This window comes from Streptomyces sp. NPDC091376 (assembly GCF_044757085.1).
Classification (GTDB): domain Bacteria; phylum Actinomycetota; class Actinomycetes; order Streptomycetales; family Streptomycetaceae; genus Streptomyces; species Streptomyces pratisoli.
On the sequence record NZ_JBIVUF010000020.1, the window covers coordinates 51,670 to 69,391 of the forward strand.

Below are 17,722 nucleotides of genomic sequence, written 5' to 3' on the forward strand. Positions count from 1 at the left end.
CGGCGACGCGCGAGGGACGCGGACGGGCGGCTCAACTCCCGTGCGTGGAGCAGAATGTGACACGGAACACGTTGACGACAGGTGTACGTCTGCGGCCGTGCCCGCTGGGTAGGGCTGCAATGTCCCGTTGCCCACCTTTAGGAGGCCCCCGTGGCCGCTTCCGCGCAGCTGCTGCTCTCCGCCCTGTCCAAACCGGTGCCCGGCCCGCTCACCAGCGAGCCGCCGCTCGCCGACGTCCTGCCGCTGACCAGCGAGCCGCCGTTCACCGCCGCCCTGCCGCTGACCAGCGAGCCGCCGCTCGCCGACGCCACCCCCCTGACCAGCGAGCCGCCGCTCGCCGACGCCACCCCCCTCACCAGCGAACCGACCGCCCCCGGCGCAGCCGGCGGCACGGAGTCCCCAGGAGTCTGAATGGGCCTGGCCCGGCTGGCCGCGCTGCACGGTGTCGCCACCACGTACTCGCCCTCGGCGGGCGTCACCGTCCCCGTGCCCGACTCCACGGTCGTCGCGGTGCTCGCCGCCCTCGGCGTGGACGCCGCCACCCCGGACGCGGTCCGCACGGCCCTCGCCGCGGCCGGCAGCGCCGCCGAGGAGCGCCTCCTCCCTCCGACGGTGGTGGCCTGGCTCCCGGTGACCGGGCCACCCGTCGCCGTTCCTCCGGGCGCCCGCGTACGGGTGCACCTGGAGGGCGGCGGCAAGCGGGAATGGCGCGAACGCGCACCGCGCGCGGGAGGCGCCGACGAGCAGCCGGCCGCGCCCGCCGGCTGGGCCGAACTGCCCACCGGCTTGCACGGATTGACCGTGCGCACACCCGACGGCCGCACGGCGCGCGCCACGCTCGTCGTCGCGCCCGAGGCGGTCGCACCGCCGCCGGGGCGGGCGCACGGCTTCCTGGTGCAGCTCTACTCGCTGCTGTCCGCGCGGTCGTGGGGGATGGGCGATCTCGGAGACCTCGCGGAGCTCGCGGCCTGGGCCGGCCGGGCGCTCGGAGCCGGGTTCGTGCAGGTCAACCCGCTGCACGCGGCGGTGCCCGGCGCGCCGACCGACCCGTCCCCGTACCGGCCGTCCTCGCGCCGCTTCCCCGATCCCGTGCATCTGCGGATCGAGGACGTCCCCGAGTACGCGTACGTCACCGGCCAGGACCGGGTCCGCCTCGACGTGCTCGTGGAGAAGGCGGCCGGGCTGCGCGGGTCCGTTCTGCGCAAGGGCGCGCTGATCGACCGCGACGCCGTGTGGGAGCTCAAGCTCCAGGCACTGGAGCTGGTGCTGCGCGTTCCGCTCGGCCCCGGCCGGTGGGCCGCGTACTGCGACTTCCTGGCCGACCGGGGCGAGGCGCTGGACGACCATGCCACCTGGTGCGCCCTCGCGGAGGTCCACGGCTCCGACTGGCACGCCTGGCCCGCCGGGCTGCGCGACCCGCGCTCCGCGGAGACCGCCCGCGCCCGCGATGAGCTGATGGACCGGGTCGACTTCCACTGCCGGCTCGCCTGGCTCACCGACGAGCAGCTGGCCGCGGCGTCCACGGCGGCGCGCGACGCGGGAATGTCCGTCGGCATCGTCCACGACCTCGCCGTCGGCGTGCACCCGGGCGGCGCCGACGCCTGGGCGCAGCAGGACGCGTTCGCCGCGGGGATGTCGGTGGGGGCGCCGCCGGACGCCTTCAACGCGCGCGGCCAGGACTGGGGTCTGCCGCCGTGGCGGCCCGACGTCCTCGCCGCGTCCGGCTACGCCCCGTACCGCGGACTCCTGCGCGAGCTCCTCCGGCACGCGGGTGCGCTGCGGCTCGACCATGTCATGGGCCTGTTCCGGCTGTGGTGGGTGCCCATCGGCGCCGAGCCGACCGAGGGCACGTACGTGCGCTACGACGCCGAGGCGATGCTCGCCGTCCTCGTCCTGGAGGCACACCGCGCCGGCGCCGTCGTCATAGGGGAGGACCTCGGCACGGTCGAGCCCGGCGTGCGCGAGAGCCTCTCGCGCCGGGGCGTGCTCGGCACGTCCGTGCTCTGGTTCGAGCGCGACTGGACCGGCACCCGCCGGCCGCTGCCCCCGGGGCGCTGGCGCGAGGGCTGTGTGGCCACCGCGACCACCCACGATCTGCCGTCCACCGCGGCACGTCTCACCGGCGAGCACGTGGCGCTGCGCCACCGGCTGGGGCTGCTCACCCGGCCGCTGGACCAGGAGCGTACGGAGGACTCCGCGGAGGTCGCGGAGTGGCGCGCCTGCCTGACCCGGCTCGGCCTGCTGCCCGAGGGCACGCACGACGAGGAGGGCGAGATCCGGGCCGTGTACCGGTTCCTGCTGAGCACCCCCGCCCGGATGGTCGGCGTCTGGCTGCCGGACGCGGTGGGGGACCGGCGGCCGCAGAACATGCCGGGCACCTGGGACCAGTACCCGAACTGGCGGCTGCCCGTCGCGGATGCCGAAGGCCGCCCCCTGACCCTGGAGGAACTGGCCACCTCGCCGCGGCTGCACGCCCTGATGGAGATCTTCCGGACGGCGCCCACACCCCGTACGGGCACCCCGGGCGCGCGCCTCTCCTAGCCGTTCGCTACGTTTGCACCGTGGACAAGAAGAACGCCCTGCGCGCCGGCACCGTCGCGGCCGGTACGACGCTGATGATGCTGCTCATGTCGTCCCCGGCGCTCGCGCTGATCTCCGACGACGGTGACGACCCGGGTCCCGGCCTGAGCGTGGCCGAGACCCTCGGCCTGTTCGTCGCGGCGCCGATCGTCCTGTTCCTGGTGATCGCGGGCCTGGTGATGGTCCTCGACAAGTCCGACAGGCCCAAGAAGCAGGCCTGAGCACCCGCTCCTTCGCACCTTTCGTGAGGGCGCCGCGCGGTACGCACCGCGCGGCGCCTTCGTGCGTTCCCGGCCCGGCTTCCCCGGCCCGGTTTCCCGACGGGCCGCGTTCCAGGTCGATACATCCAGGGGCCCTCAGGCCCCGATCGAGGTCAGCAGCTTCCGCAGCAGTCCTGCCAGTTGCTCCGCCTCCTCCTCGTCGAGCGCCGATTCCAGCGCGTCGCGCTGCGCCGCGAGTCCCGCCTCCACGGCCTCGTCCACCAGCGCCCGGCCCCGGTCGCTGAGGGTCACCCGAAGTCCGCGCCGGTCGTGCGGGTCGGGGCTGCGGCTGAGCAGTCCGGCCCGCTCCAGGCGGTCCAGGCGCCCGGTCATGCCGCCCGTCGTCAGCATCAGCGTCGCCGACAGCTGGCGCGGTGAGAGCGTGTACGGCTCTCCCGAGCGCCGCAGTGTCGCGAGTACGTCGAACTCGCCGCGTGCGATGCCGAAGGGCTTGTAGGCCTTGTCGATGCGCAGCGCCATCGCGCTCGACAGTCGGTAGATCCGCCCGAAGACGGCCATCGGAACCGTGTCCAGTTCGGGGCGCACGGCGGCCCACTGCGCGGTGATGGCGTCCACGGGGTCCGGGGTCGAGGTCATGGGAGCAGTCTCGCCGTTCCGGTTACTGACAAGCAAGTGGCTTGCCAATAAGTAGCTTATTGCTAAGCTACTTATGGCTGAGCTGCTTACTGTCAAGCTGCTTGCTGCCGGGCTACTCCTTCGCGGCCGCCGTGAGGGACTCGCATCCGTCCATGGGGGAACCGTCATGCCGTCGCGCAATGCCGCCGTCGTCGCCGTCACCGCGCTCGCCCCGATCTCCTGGGGTTCCACCTACGCCGTCACCACCGAGTTCCTGCCGCCCGACCGTCCCCTCTTCACCGGGCTGATGCGCGCCCTGCCCGCCGGACTCGCTCTGCTCGCGCTCACCCGTACGCTGCCGCGCGGTACGTGGTGGTGGAGGTCGGCGGTCCTCGGCGCGCTCAACATCGGAGCCTTCTTCCCGCTGCTGTTCCTCGCCGCGTACCGGCTGCCCGGTGGGGTCGCCGCGGTCGTCGGCTCGGTCGGGCCGCTCTTCGTCATCGGTCTCGCGGCGCTGCTGCTGGGCGACCGGCCGGGCCTACGGGGACTGACGGCCGCCGTCGCGGCGGCCTTCGGCGTGAGTCTCGTCGTCCTCAAGGCCGGCGCCGCACTGGACCTGGTAGGCGTCCTCGCCGGACTCGCATCCTCCGTCTCGATGTCCGCCGGGACGGTGCTCACCAAGCGCTGGGGCCGCCCCGAGGGGGCGGGGCCGCTCGTCATGACCGGCTGGCAGCTCACCGCGGGCGGGCTGCTGATCGCGCCCGTCGCGTTCCTGGTCGAGGGCCCCCCGCCCGCGCTCGACGGCCGTGCCGTCGCCGGCTACGTCTATCTCGCGCTCGCCAACACCGCCGTCGGCTACTGGCTCTGGTTCCGCGGTATCGGGCGGCTCACCGCCACCTCCGTCACGCTTCTCGGTCCGCTCTCCCCGGTCACCGCGGCGGTCATCGGCTGGGCGGCGCTCGGTCAGGGGCTGACGGCGGTGCAACTGCTCGGCATGGCGATCGCGGTCGCCGCCACGGTCGCCGGACAGGCCGCGCCCTCCAGATCGTTCAGCCTCACTGAAGAGAATGCACGGAGAGATTCGATGGACCTGACCGTTCGGGCGGTGCGACGGTAGATCCCGATGACCGATGACCGATGACCGATGACCGATGACCGATGACCACGACGGCGAGGCGTGGGCGGTGGCCTGCCGCTGACCGGCGCGGGATGGCTCCACCTCCCCGAGTGCGGGGCGGACGGGTCCGGAACCCGTCCGCCCCGCAGCCAGGGAGCGATCCGTGCGGACGGGGTCACAGCCCGCCGGTGAACAGCAACCGGTTCGGGGAACCTCTGGAGATGCTCCGCACCGCGCTCTTCGTCGACTGCGCGATGATCCAGTCCGAGACCGCGCGGGCACCTGCCGTGGGATGGGCCGCCTTGTAGAGCGCGGCGACGCCCGCCACGTGCGGGGCGGCCATCGACGTACCGTTCTTCGTCGTGGTGCCGCCGCCCATCAGTGCCGAGACGATGTCACTGCCGGGTGCGTAGAGCGCGAGGCACTCGCCGTAGTTGCTGTAGTCGGTCTCCGAGTCCGCCGAGTCGGTCGCGCCGACCGTCATGACGTCCGACGCGCTCGCGGGCGAGATGCCGCAGGCGTCCTCCGCGGAGTTGCCGGCCGCGATGACCGGCAGGACACCGCTGGCGAAGACGGTGTCGGCGGCTTCGTTGGCGGCGACGGACGTGGAGCCGCCGAGCGAGGCGTTCAGAACAGCGGGCTGATGGGCGTTCTTCGCGACCCAGTCGAGGCCCGCGATGATCCCGGACCAGGCACCTTCGCCCTCACAGTTCAGCACCCGGACGCTGACGAGGGTGGCTTCGGGCGCCACTCCGTACGTCGCCCCGGCAGCCGTGCCCGCCACATGGGTGCCGTGGCCTTCGCAGTCCCGTCCCTGGCGGCCGTCGCCGATCGCGTCGAACCCGAACACGGCGCGCCCGCCGAACTCGCTGTGCGCGTAGTCGATTCCGGTGTCGACGATGTAGATCGTGGCGCCCTTGCCCTTGCCGACCGTCGTGTACTGCCCGTCCAGCGGCAGGGCGCGCTGGTCCGCACGGTCCAGCCCCCAGCTGGCGGCCGGGACCACCCCGCGGGACCGGAGGTCGTCGTCCTGGACGCCGTATCGCCCGTCCGGGCTCCGGAGGTCGTCCCGGATGTCGTGCGCGGAGACCCTGGCGTCCTCCTCCACCGCCGCGACCCCGGGCATGAGCCGCATCGCCTCCAGCTGGGTCGGGTTCAGCGTCGCGGAGAACCCGTGCATGGCCCGGTTGTACGTGTACCGGGGCTTCACGCCGGCCTCCCGGGCGACGGCGGCCGGCTCGGTGCCCGTCTTCAGCGAGACGATGTACCGGCCCTTGACCGGCTCCGCCGACCGGTGCAGCGGGGCGGGCGTCGGACCGTCCGTGCCACTCTCCGCGGCGGCCCCGGGCGCGGCCACGGACACGGCGAGCAGCAGAGCGGCGGCCGCGCAGCGCGCGAACAGTCGCATGGGTACTCCCATCGGATCGATGATGATCATGTCACCGCTCTTTTCGACCGGGCCGCGCCGCTGCTTGAGCCCTTGTCAGCCGATCGCCCGACCCGGTGACAGATCTCCCCGATCCCGCGGTCACCCGAATGGACGCAGACCAGGGTCGTTGATTCGTCAATGACAACTTTGCTTTCCCTTGGTGGGGTTGCGTCGATCGTTAGGACAATCTCGCGGGCACAGGCGGTGTCCGTTGCTCGGTCGTGACGCTCAAGTCACGTACCTCCCGGCTCGGTTCACCGACTCCCCACACAGTACGAAAGGCACCAGAATGAGGATGAACGGCCTCCTGCGCCGGGGCACCCGGTTACTGACCGCGACGGTGGCAGCGTGCGGAATCGTGGCGACGGCCACCTCCGCCGCGACGGCCGACGAGCAGCCGACCCGTGAGCTGCTCAGGGCGGACTGCGAATCGGGCCTGGGCAAGTGCACCTTCAACTCGCCCCAGCTCGGCGAGGCCTATCTCGGCGGGTTCCGTCAGGTCTCCGACTCGCTCTACAACTGCAGCAGCTCGGACGCCACTCAGTCGATGACCTGGAGCGACACCGTGGGTTCCACGGATTCGCTCGGCGTCTCGGTCACCGCGGGCGGCAAGATCGCGGGCATCGTCGACCTGAGCGTGACCGCGACCTACAGCCACAGCTGGACCAGCACGCATGCGGAGAGCAGCTCGCTCAACATGACGGTGAAGCCCGGTGAGGTGGGCTGGATCTCCCGCGCACAGGTGATGCAGCAGGTCTCCGGCACATGGCAGACCCACTACGACAGCCCCAAGTGGGACCACTACTACTGGTTCTTCGACGACACCATCACCGGCCCGGCCGCGAACGGCACGGACGGCAAGAGCAACGCGGTGGTCGTCAAGAGCCGCACGATGACCCCGGCGGAGAAGAAGTCCTGCTCCGCCGGGGCCCATGCGGGCAGGACCTTCGTCCAGCACCGCTGATGCACCGCTCGGGCTGATGCACCGCTCGGGCCGGAGCGCCGCTGGGCTGCTGTGCCGTCAGGCCGGAGCGCCGCTGGGCCGCTGTGCCGCTCGGCGGCTCCACCGCCTGTTGCCCCACGGCTCACCGGGGTGCGACCAGGCCCCCTGCCCCGCCGTTCCCGGACGACGGGGCAGGGGGCTCACCCTCCCGCGAGCACCTTGCGCAGCACGTCCGCGAACTCCTCGGGCTGCCCGAGGAAGCCGCCGTGGTCGCCGGGGAACCGGACCGGTGGTGTGCCGAGCAGCTCGGCCAGCGCCGTGGAGGTGCGGTACGTGACGAGGCCGCCCGAGGTGGCGCCGACGCCGACGACCACGCGGGCCGGGCCGGTCCTCAGCGCGGTGACGTCGGGGAGGTAGCGGGCCGTGCCGCGCAGCTCGTGGGCGAAGAAGCGGGCGCTGTTGGCGATGTCCTGCTCGGAGGGTTCTCCCGGCGGCGGTGTGGGGGCGTCGTCGCCACCGAGATCGAATCCGGCGTTGGTCATGAACTTCATCCACGCGGGCCCCGGCCCGTCCCGGTGGAAGGTCTCGATGATGTCGTCGGTCGCGGCACGCTGTGCGACGGCGTCGGGGAGCAGCTCCAGCACGGGGGGCTCGTGCGCGACGAGGGTGCGCACCCGCGTCGGGTGCCGCGCGACGAGTGCCAGGCCCGTCACGGCGCCACCGCTGCTTCCGAAGACGTCGGCGGACTCGGCCCCGAGTGCGTCCAGCAGCGCGGCGACGTCGTCGGCCCGCAGCTCGGGGGTGGAGTCCTGCCCGGGATCGTCGAGGAGGCTTCCGGAGATGCCCCGGGGGTCGTGCGTGACGACGGTGTGGTCGCCCGCCAGCGCGTCCGCCAGCGGCGCGAAGGCGCCGGCGTCCATCGGCGCCCCCATGACCAGGAGCAGCGGCCCCTCGCCGCGGACCTCGTAGTGCAGTCGTCCGCCCGCTACGGCGAGGGTGTGGGTGGTTGTCATGGTCGGTGGTCCTTCCACGCGGGGTCGGGTCGCGGTGACAGCAGAGAAGACCGGGGCCGGCGCCGGAACTCATCGCCCCGCGGGCCGGTAGGTTGCGGCTCATGGCCGAGTGGGACAGGTGGGACGTCAAGAAGCTGCAGATCCTGCGCACGCTGCGGGACCGCGGCACGGTGACCGCGACCGCGCAGACGCTGCGGATGACGCCCTCGGCCGTGTCGCAGCAGCTGACGAACCTCGCCAGGCAGCTCGGCGTACAACTGCTGGAGGCGCATGGGCGGCGGGTGCGGCTCACGGACGCGGCGCATCTGGTGCTGCGGCATGCGGAGGCGGTGTTCGCGCAGTTGGAGCGGGCCGACGCCGAACTGGCCGGGTATCTGCAGGGCGAGGCGGGGGAGGTGCGCGTCGGCGCCTTCTCGACCGCCGTGCCCGCGCTCGTCGTGCCCGCGGTGCAGCGGCTGCGGAACGACCGTCCGGCGCTGGAGGTACGGGTACGGGAGGCCGAGGCGGCCGAGGCGTACGAGCTGCTGTCCGCCGGCGAGGTGGACCTCGCGCTGTCGCTTGCCGCGCACGCGCCGACCGCGCGGGACCCGAGGTTCACCCGGGTACCCCTGCTCGCCGATCCGCTGGACGTGGTCCTGCCGGCCGGGCATCCGAGGGCCAGCGAGCCCGGCCTGCGGCTCGCCGACCTGTCGGGGGAACCGTGGATCTTCGGCGGCAGCGGGCCCTGGTCCGAGATCACGCTCACCGCGTGCGAGGCGGCCGGGTTCGTGCCCGAGCAGGCGCACTCCGCGTCCGGGTGGACCGCGATCCTCGCGATGGTGGAGGCGGGGATGGGGGTCGCGCTCGTGCCGCGGATGGCGGCGGCGGAGCGCCGAAGCGGCGTCGTGATGCGGGTGCTCAGCGCCGACCAGCCGCGCAGGCACGTCGTGGCGGCGGTGCGCCGGGGCGCGGAGGAGGGCGCCGGGGTGGCGCACGTACTGGAGGCGCTGCGGGCGGTCGTGGCAGGCCGGACCAGAGACCTTTCAGATCTGCTGAAGTGATTGTGCGAAAACATTCGATGGACCCGGGAGGTCGTGCGGGGCCACAGTCGGTTGCATGACAACCGACCCGCACGCCAACGACGCCGCCCCGTACCCGGGCGGCGACCCCTACGCCGACTACCGCTCCGGAGACTTCCCCTTCACCACGCTCGTCGACCTCGCCGACCGCCGACTGGGCGCGGGAGTCGTCGCCGCGAACGACGAGTTCTTCGCCGAGCGCGAGAACCTGCTCGTGCGAGAGCCCGCCGCCTTCGACCCGGAGCGGTTCGGGCACAAGGGCAAGATCATGGACGGCTGGGAGACCCGGCGGCGCCGTGGCACGGGCCCCGGATCGCCGTTCCCGTCCGCCGACGACCACGACTGGGCCATCGTGCGCCTCGGCGCACCCGGCGTGATCCGCGGCGTCGTGGTCGACACGGCGCACTTCCGTGGCAACTACCCGCAGAAGGTGTCCCTCCAGGCCACCGTCGTCGAAGGGGCCCCGGGCCCCCAGGATCTCCTCGCGGACGACGTGAAGTGGGAGGAGCTCCTCCCGCCCACTCCCGTCCGCGGCCACGCGGCCAACGGCTTCGGGATCACCTCCGAGCGCCGCTGGACCCACGTCCGGCTCTGCCAGCACCCCGACGGCGGCATCGCCCGGCTCCGCGTGCACGGCGAGGTCGTGCCGGACCCCGCGTGGCTGGAACTGCTCGGGACCGTCGACCTCGCCTCCGTACTCAACGGCGGGGTGTGCGAGGACGCTTCGGACAGGTTCTACTCGTCACCGACGCAGATCATCCTGCCCGGTACCTCCCGCAAGATGGACGACGGCTGGGAGAACCGCCGCCGGCGGGTCCGCGACACCAACGACTGGGTACGGTTCCGGCTCGCCGCTCAGGGCGTCGTCCGGGCCGTCGAGATCGACACGGCGTATCTCAAGGGCAACGCGGCCGGCTGGATCGCCCTCAGCGGCCGCGACGGCGAGACCGGTGACTGGTTCGAGCTCCTCCCGCGCACCCGCCTCCAGCCGGACACCCCGCACCGCTTCCCGCTCGCGGCGCCCGCGGTCGCGACGCATGTACGGCTGGATGCGTTTCCGGACGGCGGCGTGGCACGGATGCGGGTGCACGGGGAACTCACCGCGCGAGGCCTTGGTGAACTGCGCAGTATGTACGCGGGTTTGACGGAGTAACGGATGAGGTGGTCCCCCTCCCCGCCGCCGGGCAGCCCGGCGGCGGGGAGGGGGAGTGCTCACGATGCCTCCGGAGTTACGGCTAGGGAGTGCAGATAGCGCATCAGCGCCATCAGGACGTCTCTGCTGGAGTCGCGGCGCCGCGCGTCGCAGACGAGTATCGGTACCGACGCGGGCAGATCGAGGGCTCCGCGCAGCTCCTCGACGGGGTGGTCGGGCGCGCCGGGGAAGGAGTTGATGGCCACCACGAAGGGAACGCCGCGTTCCTCCAGCCGGCCGATCACGTCGAAGCTGACCTCGAGCCGACGGGTGTCGACCAGCACCACGGCACCCAGCGCCCCCTCGAACAGGCCGCGCCACAGGAACCAGAACCGTTCCTGCCCCGGTGTCCCGAAGAGATAGAGCACCAGTTCCTTGTTGATGCTGATCCGGCCGAAGTCCATCGCCACCGTGGTCGCGGTCTTGCGCTCCACGCCCACCGTGTCGTCGACGCCGACCCCGGCCTGGGTCATCGTCTCCTCGGTGGTCAGCGGACGGATCTCGCTCACCGAGCCGACCAGGGTCGTCTTGCCGACTCCGAACCCGCCCACGATCACCACTTTGACGGCGGCGGTTGCGGTGTCCGGCAGTACGTCCTCGCGCCGGGGCCCCGCAGGCTGCTCAGAGCTTTTGAAGTCCATCGATCACTGCCTCAATCAAAGCGCGGTCGGGGAGTTGGGAAGGCGCCACGGGCGCGCGTGCCAGCACCTGCTTCTCGGCCAGCAGGTCGCTGAGCAGTACGGTGACGACGCTCACCGGCAGCCCGGTGTACGCGGAGATCTCCGCCACCGAGAGCGGTGCGTCACACATCCGGATGATCGCGGCCTTCTCCGGCTGGATGCCGGGTCTGGGCGCGGACCTGGCCACGATCAGCGTGACCAGGTCGAGTCGGGTGGGGGCGGAAGAGCCACTGCGCCCGCCCGTGATGACGTAGAGGCGTTCGGGGCTGGCGTCCTCCCAGCCCCGGTCCCCGTTGCTCACCTGGCCTGCTCGTCATGGCGCGGCGGACTGCTGAGATGTGCTCCGATCCGGATCACCAGGTCCCGCATCCGCTGCCCCATCAGCCCGGCGTCCACTCCCTCGTCGGCGAGCACCGCGAGGAAGGCCCCGGCACCGGCCGCCATGAGATAGAAGAAGCCGCCGTCCATCTCGATGACGACCAGGCGCATCCTGCCCTCGCTGTGCGGCAGTTCGGCGCCCACGGCGCCCGCGAGGCTCTGCAGTCCCGCACAGGCGGCGGCCAGCCGGTCCGCGGTGTCGTTGTCCGCGCCGTACTGGGCCATGCGCAGCCCGTCCGAGGACAGCACGACCACGTTCCGGGTCTGCGGAACTCCCTCCGCGAGGTCCTTGAGCATCCAGTCCATGTTGGCCCGCTGCTGAATCACTGCTGGTTCCCCTTGTTTGCCGATGCCGAGGAGGCGTCGCCGTCCTGTGTCGTCTCACCGGACAGGCCGCTCTGGAAGGCAGCCAGCCAGATGCCGGGCTCCACCTGCGGCGCCGTCTCCGGTTCGGCTGCGGTCGGAGCGGGGGTGGGTGGCGCAGTGACCCGGTTCTTGCGGCGCCGCTGCGGCAGTCCGTTCTCGGTGCGCTCGGTCACCACGGGCAGCTCTTCCTCCTGCGGGTCCGCGGGCTGCGGTCCCGTGACGGGACGGGCGGGCTGCTGCCGCGGCAGCTGAGTGGCCGCGCGGGGCCCCGAGGCGGTCCCGATGCCGTGCGCCAGGCCGGTGGCGGCAGAGGTGCTCGTGATCAGGTCCTGCGGGACGATGAGCACGGCCCGTACGCCGCCGTAGGCCGAGGAGCGCAGCGACACCTGGAAGTTGTACGCCTGGGCCAGCCGGCCGACCACGGCCAGGCCCAGTCGCGGGGTCTCGCCCAGGTCGTTCAGGTCGATGCCCTGCTGTGCCTGGCGGAGCATGCGCTCGGCCCGCTTGCGGGCCTCCTCGCTCATGTTGACGCCACCGTCCTCGATCTCGACGGCGATGCCCGACTGCACCTCCACCGCGGTCAGATGGACCCGCGTGTGCGGCGGCGAGTAGCGGGTGGCGTTGTCCAGCAGCTCGGCCAGCGCGTGGATGAGCGGCTCCACGGCCAGGCCGACGACGGCGACCTCGGAGACCGAGTGGAGTTCCACGCGCTGGTAGTCGATGATCCGCGACATCGCGCCACGGAGCACGCTGTACAGGGGGACGGCCCGGCTCCACGTACGGCCGGGACGCGCCCCGCCGAGCACGGCGATGGAGTCGGCGAGCCGGCCGATCAGCGCCGTGCCGTGGTCGAGCCGCAGCAGATCGCCGAAGACGTCCGGGGTCCGGCCGTGCCGGTCCTCCATCTCCCGCAGTTCCTGCGCCTGCTGGTGGACGATCGCCTGCACGCGCCGGGCGATGTTCACGAAGGCGCGCTGCGCCGACTCGCGCAGGTCCTCCTCGGCGGATACCGCGTCGAGCACGGAACTCAGCACCGCCCGGTGCGCCGCACGGAACTCGGGGGTCAGCCCCTCCTGGTGTCCGCCGGCCTGCTCCGCCGAGCCGAGCCAGGCGAGGACGTCCTCGGGGAAGTCGCCCCGGCGCAGGCGCTCCATCATCTCCGGCAGGGCCACCTGGGCCAGCCGTACGGTCTCGGTTTCCTGGCGGACCAGCGCGTCCCGCTGCTCCGCCACCTTGTGGCGCAGTTCCTCGACGAGCCGGCCCCGTCGTGCGGCCTCACCGCAGGCCACGGCGACGGCGACGACGGCCGCTCCGCCGATCCAGGCCACCGGGACACGCGCCGACGAGGAGACCAGGGCCACGACCAGGACGGTGGCCGCAGCGGTCGCAAGGGCAGGCACCAGCCACAGGTACGACGACGTGGGCCGGGCCGTTCCGGGCGGCGATTCCTCTCGGATCATCAGCACCCTCAAAACATTGAAAGACGATCTTACGATGATGGCCGGGAGCATAACGGCTTGTGCCAAGGGGAGTTGACACAAGGTCACTCCATTCACCGGCGTGAGCGACCCCAAAAGCCGTCCGCCCGCCCAATGCGGGGCATTGGGCGGGCGGAAAGGTTCCGGTCGTACCGGGGAATCAGGCCGTGGCGGCGTCCGCCTCCCGGGCCTTCAGTGCCCGCTCGACACCGGCGCGCGACTCCGAGACCAGCCGGCGCAGCGGCGCGCTCGGAGCGGCGGAATCCAGCCAGGTGTCCGTCGCGTCGATCGTCCCGGCGGACACCTGGAGCGTCGGGTAGAGACCGATCGCGATCTGCTGGGCGATCTCATGGCTGCGGGAATCCCAGACGCCCTTGACCGCCGCGAAGTACTTCTCCGTGTACGGGGCGAGCAGCTCACGCTGGTCGGTCTGGACGAAGCCGGCGATGACGGCCTCCTGCACCGCGTTCGGCAGCTGGTCGGACTCGACGACCGACGCCCACGCCTCCGCCTTGGCCTCCGGCGTCGGACGGGCCGCCCGCGCCGTCGCCGCATGGCGCTCACCGGCGGCCGTGCGGTCCCGCTCCAGCTCGCCCGCGATGTCCTCCTCGTCGAGGACCCCGGTCGCCGCCAGCCGCTCCACGAACGCCCAGCGCAGCTCGGTGTCCACGACCAGGCCCTCGATCGTGTCGCGGCCCTCCAGCAGCGCCTGCAGCAGGTCGAGCTGCTGCGGGGTGCGCGCGGTCGCCGCGAACGCCCGCGCCCACGCCAGCTGGTGGTCGCTGCCGGGCTCCGCCGCGCGCAGGTGGGCCAGTGTGGCGTCCGTCCACCGCGTCAGCCCCGTCTCGCGCCACTCCGGCGCCGCGTACAGGTCGATGGCCAGCTTGACCTGCCGCTGCAGCGACTGCACGACGCCGATGTCCGACTCCTTGCCGATGCCCGAGAGCACCAGCGACAGGTAGTCGCGCGTCGCCAGCTCGCCGTCGCGGGTCATGTCCCAGGCGGAGGCCCAGCACAGCGCGCGCGGCAGCGACTCGGCGAAGTCGCCCAGGTGCTCCGTGACCGCCGCCAGCGAGTCGTCGTCCAGGCGGACCTTCGCGTACGACAGGTCGTCGTCGTTGAGCAGCACGACCGCCGGACGCTGCTTGCCCACCAGCTCCGGTACTGCGGTGAGTTCGCCGTCGACGTCCAGCTCGACCCGCTCGGTCCGTACGAGAGCGTCGCCCTGGAGCTCGTAGAAGCCGACCGCGATCCGGTGCGGCCGCAGCAGCGGCTCGCCCTTCGCGCCTGCGGGCAGCGCCGGGGCCTCCTGCTTGACCGCGAAGGAGGTGATCACGCCGGCCGCGTCGGTGTCGATGACCGGGCGCAGGATGTTGATACCGGCGGTTTCCAGCCAGGCCTTCGACCAGGTCTTCAGATCGCGCCCGCTGGTCTCCTCCAGCGCGCCCAGCAGATCCGACAGCCGGGTGTTCCCGAAGGCGTGCTCCTTGAAGTAGGCCTGCACGCCCTGGAAGAACTCGTCCGTCCCGACATAGGCGACGAGCTGCTTCAGCACCGACGCGCCCTTGGCGTACGTGATGCCGTCGAAGTTGACCAGGACGTCGTCCAGGTCCCGGATCTCGGCCATGATCGGGTGCGTGGAGGGCAGCTGGTCCTGCCGGTACGCCCAGGTCTTCATCGAGTTCGCGAACGTCGTCCACGAGTGGGGCCACTTCGAGCCCGGAGCGTACGCCTGGCAGGCGATCGACGTGTACGTGGCGAACGACTCGTTCAGCCACAGGTCGTTCCACCACTCCATGGTGACCAGGTCGCCGAACCACATGTGCGCCAGCTCGTGCAGGATGGTCTCGGCGCGCGTCTCGTACGCCGCGTCCGTCACCTTCGAGCGGAACACGTACTGGTCGCGGATCGTCACCGCGCCCGCGTTCTCCATCGCGCCCGCGTTGAACTCCGGCACGAAGAGCTGGTCGTACTTCGCGAACGGGTACGCGTAGTCGAACTTCTCCTGGAACCAGTCGAAGCCCTGCCGGGTGACCGCGAAGATCGCGTCCGCGTCCAGGTACTCGGCGAGCGACGGACGGCAGTAGATGCCCAGCGGGACGCTCTGCCCGTCCTTCTCGTACGAGCTGTGGACGGAGTGGTACGGGCCGACGATCAGCGCCGTGATGTACGAGGAGATCCGCGGCGTGGGCTCGAAGACCCACACGTTGTCCTTGGGCTCCGGCGTCGGCGAGTTGGAGACGACGGACCAGCCCTCGGGCGCCCTCACGGTGAACTGGAAGGTGGCCTTCAGGTCGGGCTGCTCGAAGCTCGCGAACACCCGGCGCGCGTCCGGCACCTCGAACTGGGTGTACAGATAGGTCTGCTGGTCGACGGGGTCGACGAACCGGTGCAGTCCCTCGCCCGTGTTGGTGTAGGAGCAGTCCGCGACGACCCTCAGCTCGTTCGGGCCCTCGTGCAGATGGTGCAGCGCGATCCGCGAGTCCCGGAAGACCGCGGCCACGTCCAGCGACTTGCCGTTCAGCACGACCTCGTGCACCGCGGGTGCGACCAGGTCGATGAAGGTCTCCGCGCCGTGTTCTGCGGAGTCGAAGCGCACGGAGGTCACGGACCGGTAGGTGCCGCCCTCCTGCGCCCCGGTGAGATCGAGGTCGATCTCGTACGAGTCAACGGTGAGCAGGCGCGCCCGCGCCTGTGCCTCTTCGCGGGTCAGGTTTGTGCCAGGCACCCGGTCATCTCCTCGGTAGTTCGTCCTCGGTATGCGACGTTTCGGGTCATCCTTCCATGGGGGCCGGTCCGCATGCTCGGAGAGCCCGTGCGCAGTCGGCCGGACTGCCGCGCAACGCCGAGGGCGACGTCCGAAAGCCGCCGGAAGCGGGGCGCGGCGGCGGGGACGCTGGGGGCATGACCATCACGTACCGGCCGAGATCCATCGACACGGCGGTGCTCGAAGAGCTCCGCGACCGCGACGACGCCGACCGCCGCTGCCTGCCCTATACGGACGAGGAGGGCGGCGCCCCGCTGCGCTGCTGTCTGCGCCCCAGCGAGCCGGGGGAGCGGATCGCGCTCGTCTCGTACGCGCCGCTGCGCCGCTGGGCTGCCGCGACGGGGGCCGACCCGGGCGCCTACGACGAGCAGGGCCCCGTCTTCGTCCACGCCGAGGCGTGCGGGCGGCCACGGGACGACCAGGGGTACCCCTTCGCCCGGCCCGGTGCGCAGCGCACGGCCCGCCGCTACGACGCCCGCGGCCGTATCGTCGGCGGACGAGTCCTCGATCTCGGCGACGACCCCACGGCGGTGATCGAGGCCGCCCTCGCCGACGCGTTCGCCGACCCTTCGGTCGAACTCGTCCACATCAGGGCCGCCGAGTTCGGCTGCTTCCACTACGAGGTGCGACGGCCCTGAGCCGCGCGGCGGCCCGGGTGCGACGAGAGGGCGGGCGCCCAGCGGCGCCCGCCCTCTCCACAGCCGGAAGGCGGCGTCAGCCGCGCAGCTCCTGCGCCACCAGCTCCGCGATCTGCACCGCGTTCAGCGCGGCACCCTTACGGAGGTTGTCGTTGGAGAGGAAGAGCGCGAGGCCGTTGTCGACGGTCTCGTCGACGCGGATGCGGCCCACGTACGAGGCGTCCTTGCCGGCGGCCTGCAGCGGGGTCGGGATGTCGGAGAGCTCCACGCCCTCCGCGTCCTTCAGCAGCTCGTAGGCGCGCTCGACACCGAGCGGACGCTCGAAGCGGGCGTTGACCTGGAGGGAGTGGCCGGAGAAGACCGGGACGCGGACGCAGGTGCCGGAAACCTTCAGCTCCGGGATCTCCAGGATCTTGCGGGACTCGTTGCGGAGCTTCTGCTCCTCGTCCGTCTCGTGGGAGCCGTCGTCGACGATCGAGCCGGCGAGCGGGAGGACGTTGAAGGCGATGGGGCGCTTGTAGACGCCGGGCTCCGGGTAGACGACGGCCTCGCCGTCGTGGGTGAGCGCGGTGGCGCGGTCGGCGACGGCCTTCACCTGGCTGTCGAGCTCGGCGACGCCCGCCAGGCCGGAGCCGGACACGGCCTGGTAGGTCGTGGCGACCAGGGCGATGAGGCCCGCCTCCTGGTGGAGGGGCTTCAGGACGGGCATCGCGGCCATGGTCGTGCAGTTCGGGTTGGCGATGATGCCCTTGGGGCGGTCCTTGATCGCGTGCGGGTTGACCTCGGAGACCACCAGCGGCACCTCCGGGTCGCGGCGCCAGGCGGAGGAGTTGTCGATCACGACGGCGCCCTGGGAGGCGACCTTCTCGGCGAGCGCCCTGGAGGTCGCGCCGCCGGCCGAGAAGAGCACGATGTCCAGGCCGGAGTAGTCGGCGGTGGCGGCGTCCTCGACGGTGATCTCCCGGCCCTGCCAGTCGATCGTGGACCCCGCGGACCGGGCCGATGCGAACAGCCGCAGCTCCTCGGCCGGGAACGTGCGCTCGGCGAGGATGTTGCGCATGACCGTGCCGACCTGCCCGGTGGCTCCGACGATTCCGACCTTCACGGGGACTCCTCCGTACGCTCGTGCAGACTGCGTGGCCTGCGTGCCTTCCATGATGCGTATGTCCCCGGCCGTTTTGTCCAATCCATTGTCCGAGGGACGGGACGCATGGGCCTCGTCACACACGAAGGGCGGGCGCCCTTGT

General features: G+C 71.9%; 17 protein-coding genes. 8 read left to right on the top strand and 9 right to left on the bottom strand.

The window, feature by feature from the left end; all coding sequences use genetic code 11:
- Window positions 1-150: 150 nt before the first annotated feature.
- Genes ACIQMR_RS32065 through ACIQMR_RS32075 form a run of 3 tightly spaced genes read left to right on the top strand, consistent with a single transcriptional unit; the run spans window position 151 to window position 2,801 of the window.
- Entirely contained in the window at window positions 151-411 is a 261-nt protein-coding gene (locus tag ACIQMR_RS32065) for a hypothetical protein (RefSeq protein WP_401394758.1), read from the top strand.
- Window positions 412-2,541, top strand: a complete 2,130-nt coding sequence (gene malQ / locus ACIQMR_RS32070; protein WP_401394761.1) for a 4-alpha-glucanotransferase — start codon at window positions 412-414, stop codon at window positions 2,539-2,541. It abuts the gene before it with no gap.
- 20 nt (window positions 2,542-2,561) lie between these two features.
- Window positions 2,562-2,801 (top strand): hypothetical protein, encoded by a 240-nt coding sequence (locus tag ACIQMR_RS32075; protein ID WP_266374170.1) that lies wholly within the window; start codon window positions 2,562-2,564, stop codon window positions 2,799-2,801.
- A gap of 135 nt (window positions 2,802-2,936) precedes the next feature.
- Here the strand turns inward: ACIQMR_RS32075 and ACIQMR_RS32080 are convergent, their stop codons facing one another.
- Complete coding sequence (locus ACIQMR_RS32080) at window positions 2,937-3,437, bottom strand: MarR family winged helix-turn-helix transcriptional regulator (RefSeq protein ID WP_401394764.1); 501 nt, start codon at window positions 3,435-3,437, stop codon at window positions 2,937-2,939.
- 166 nt (window positions 3,438-3,603) lie between these two features.
- On the opposite strand from ACIQMR_RS32080, the gene ACIQMR_RS32085 reads away from it, so the two are divergent.
- Window positions 3,604-4,533: an EamA family transporter gene (locus ACIQMR_RS32085; RefSeq protein WP_401394767.1), complete on the top strand. Its 930-nt coding sequence runs from the start codon at window positions 3,604-3,606 to the stop codon at window positions 4,531-4,533.
- A gap of 175 nt (window positions 4,534-4,708) precedes the next feature.
- On the opposite strand, the gene ACIQMR_RS32090 is transcribed toward ACIQMR_RS32085, so the two are convergent.
- Complete coding sequence (locus ACIQMR_RS32090; protein WP_401394770.1) at window positions 4,709-5,971, bottom strand: S8 family peptidase; 1,263 nt, start codon at window positions 5,969-5,971, stop codon at window positions 4,709-4,711.
- Between the two features lie 349 nt (window positions 5,972-6,320).
- On the opposite strand from ACIQMR_RS32090, the gene ACIQMR_RS32095 reads away from it, so the two are divergent.
- A complete protein-coding gene (locus ACIQMR_RS32095) occupies window positions 6,321-6,926 on the top strand; it encodes a hypothetical protein (protein WP_401394773.1) in 606 nt (201 codons plus the stop codon).
- A 179-nt stretch (window positions 6,927-7,105) separates the two neighbouring features.
- Here ACIQMR_RS32095 and ACIQMR_RS32100 read toward each other — a convergent pair whose 3' ends face one another.
- Window positions 7,106-7,918: an alpha/beta fold hydrolase gene (locus ACIQMR_RS32100; protein WP_401394776.1), complete on the bottom strand. Its 813-nt coding sequence runs from the start codon at window positions 7,916-7,918 to the stop codon at window positions 7,106-7,108.
- A 101-nt stretch (window positions 7,919-8,019) separates the two neighbouring features.
- On the opposite strand from ACIQMR_RS32100, the gene ACIQMR_RS32105 reads away from it, so the two are divergent.
- On the top strand, window positions 8,020-8,958 hold the full coding sequence (locus ACIQMR_RS32105) for a LysR family transcriptional regulator (protein WP_401394779.1): 939 nt from the start codon (window positions 8,020-8,022) through the stop codon (window positions 8,956-8,958).
- Window positions 8,959-9,013: 55 nt separating this feature from the next.
- Window positions 9,014-10,129, top strand: a complete 1,116-nt coding sequence (gene alc, locus ACIQMR_RS32110; protein ID WP_401394782.1) for an allantoicase — start codon at window positions 9,014-9,016, stop codon at window positions 10,127-10,129.
- Window positions 10,130-10,188: 59 nt separating this feature from the next.
- On the opposite strand, the gene ACIQMR_RS32115 is transcribed toward alc, so the two are convergent.
- The 5 genes from ACIQMR_RS32115 to pepN all read right to left on the bottom strand — a co-directional run bounded on the left by ACIQMR_RS32115 (window position 10,189) and on the right by pepN (window position 15,798).
- The gene (locus ACIQMR_RS32115) at window positions 10,189-10,809 is read right to left on the bottom strand and encodes an ATP/GTP-binding protein (RefSeq protein ID WP_266374182.1); all 621 of its coding nucleotides are present in this window, start codon (window positions 10,807-10,809) and stop codon (window positions 10,189-10,191) included.
- Complete coding sequence (locus ACIQMR_RS32120) at window positions 10,790-11,149, bottom strand: DUF742 domain-containing protein (RefSeq protein ID WP_358669015.1); 360 nt, start codon at window positions 11,147-11,149, stop codon at window positions 10,790-10,792. Before ACIQMR_RS32120 ends, ACIQMR_RS32115 begins: the two co-directional genes overlap by 20 nt.
- Window positions 11,146-11,532 carry a roadblock/LC7 domain-containing protein gene (locus ACIQMR_RS32125; RefSeq protein WP_385474467.1) on the bottom strand — a complete coding sequence of 129 codons (387 nt, stop codon included), beginning with the start codon at window positions 11,530-11,532 and terminating at the stop codon, window positions 11,146-11,148. Before ACIQMR_RS32125 ends, ACIQMR_RS32120 begins: the two co-directional genes overlap by 4 nt.
- Window positions 11,533-11,549: 17 nt before the next feature.
- On the bottom strand, window positions 11,550-13,052 hold the full coding sequence (locus ACIQMR_RS32130; RefSeq protein ID WP_401394870.1) for a sensor histidine kinase: 1,503 nt from the start codon (window positions 13,050-13,052) through the stop codon (window positions 11,550-11,552).
- 178 nt (window positions 13,053-13,230) lie between these two features.
- Entirely contained in the window at window positions 13,231-15,798 is a 2,568-nt protein-coding gene (pepN, locus tag ACIQMR_RS32135) for an aminopeptidase N (RefSeq protein WP_401394786.1), read from the bottom strand.
- Window positions 15,799-15,974: 176 nt separating this feature from the next.
- Between pepN and ACIQMR_RS32140 the strand changes: the two genes are divergently transcribed.
- Window positions 15,975-16,475: a DUF1203 domain-containing protein gene (locus ACIQMR_RS32140; RefSeq protein ID WP_401394789.1), complete on the top strand. Its 501-nt coding sequence runs from the start codon at window positions 15,975-15,977 to the stop codon at window positions 16,473-16,475.
- Between the two features lie 76 nt (window positions 16,476-16,551).
- Here ACIQMR_RS32140 and ACIQMR_RS32145 read toward each other — a convergent pair whose 3' ends face one another.
- Window positions 16,552-17,580: an aspartate-semialdehyde dehydrogenase gene (locus ACIQMR_RS32145; protein ID WP_401394792.1), complete on the bottom strand. Its 1,029-nt coding sequence runs from the start codon at window positions 17,578-17,580 to the stop codon at window positions 16,552-16,554.
- Window positions 17,581-17,722 lie beyond the last annotated feature (142 nt).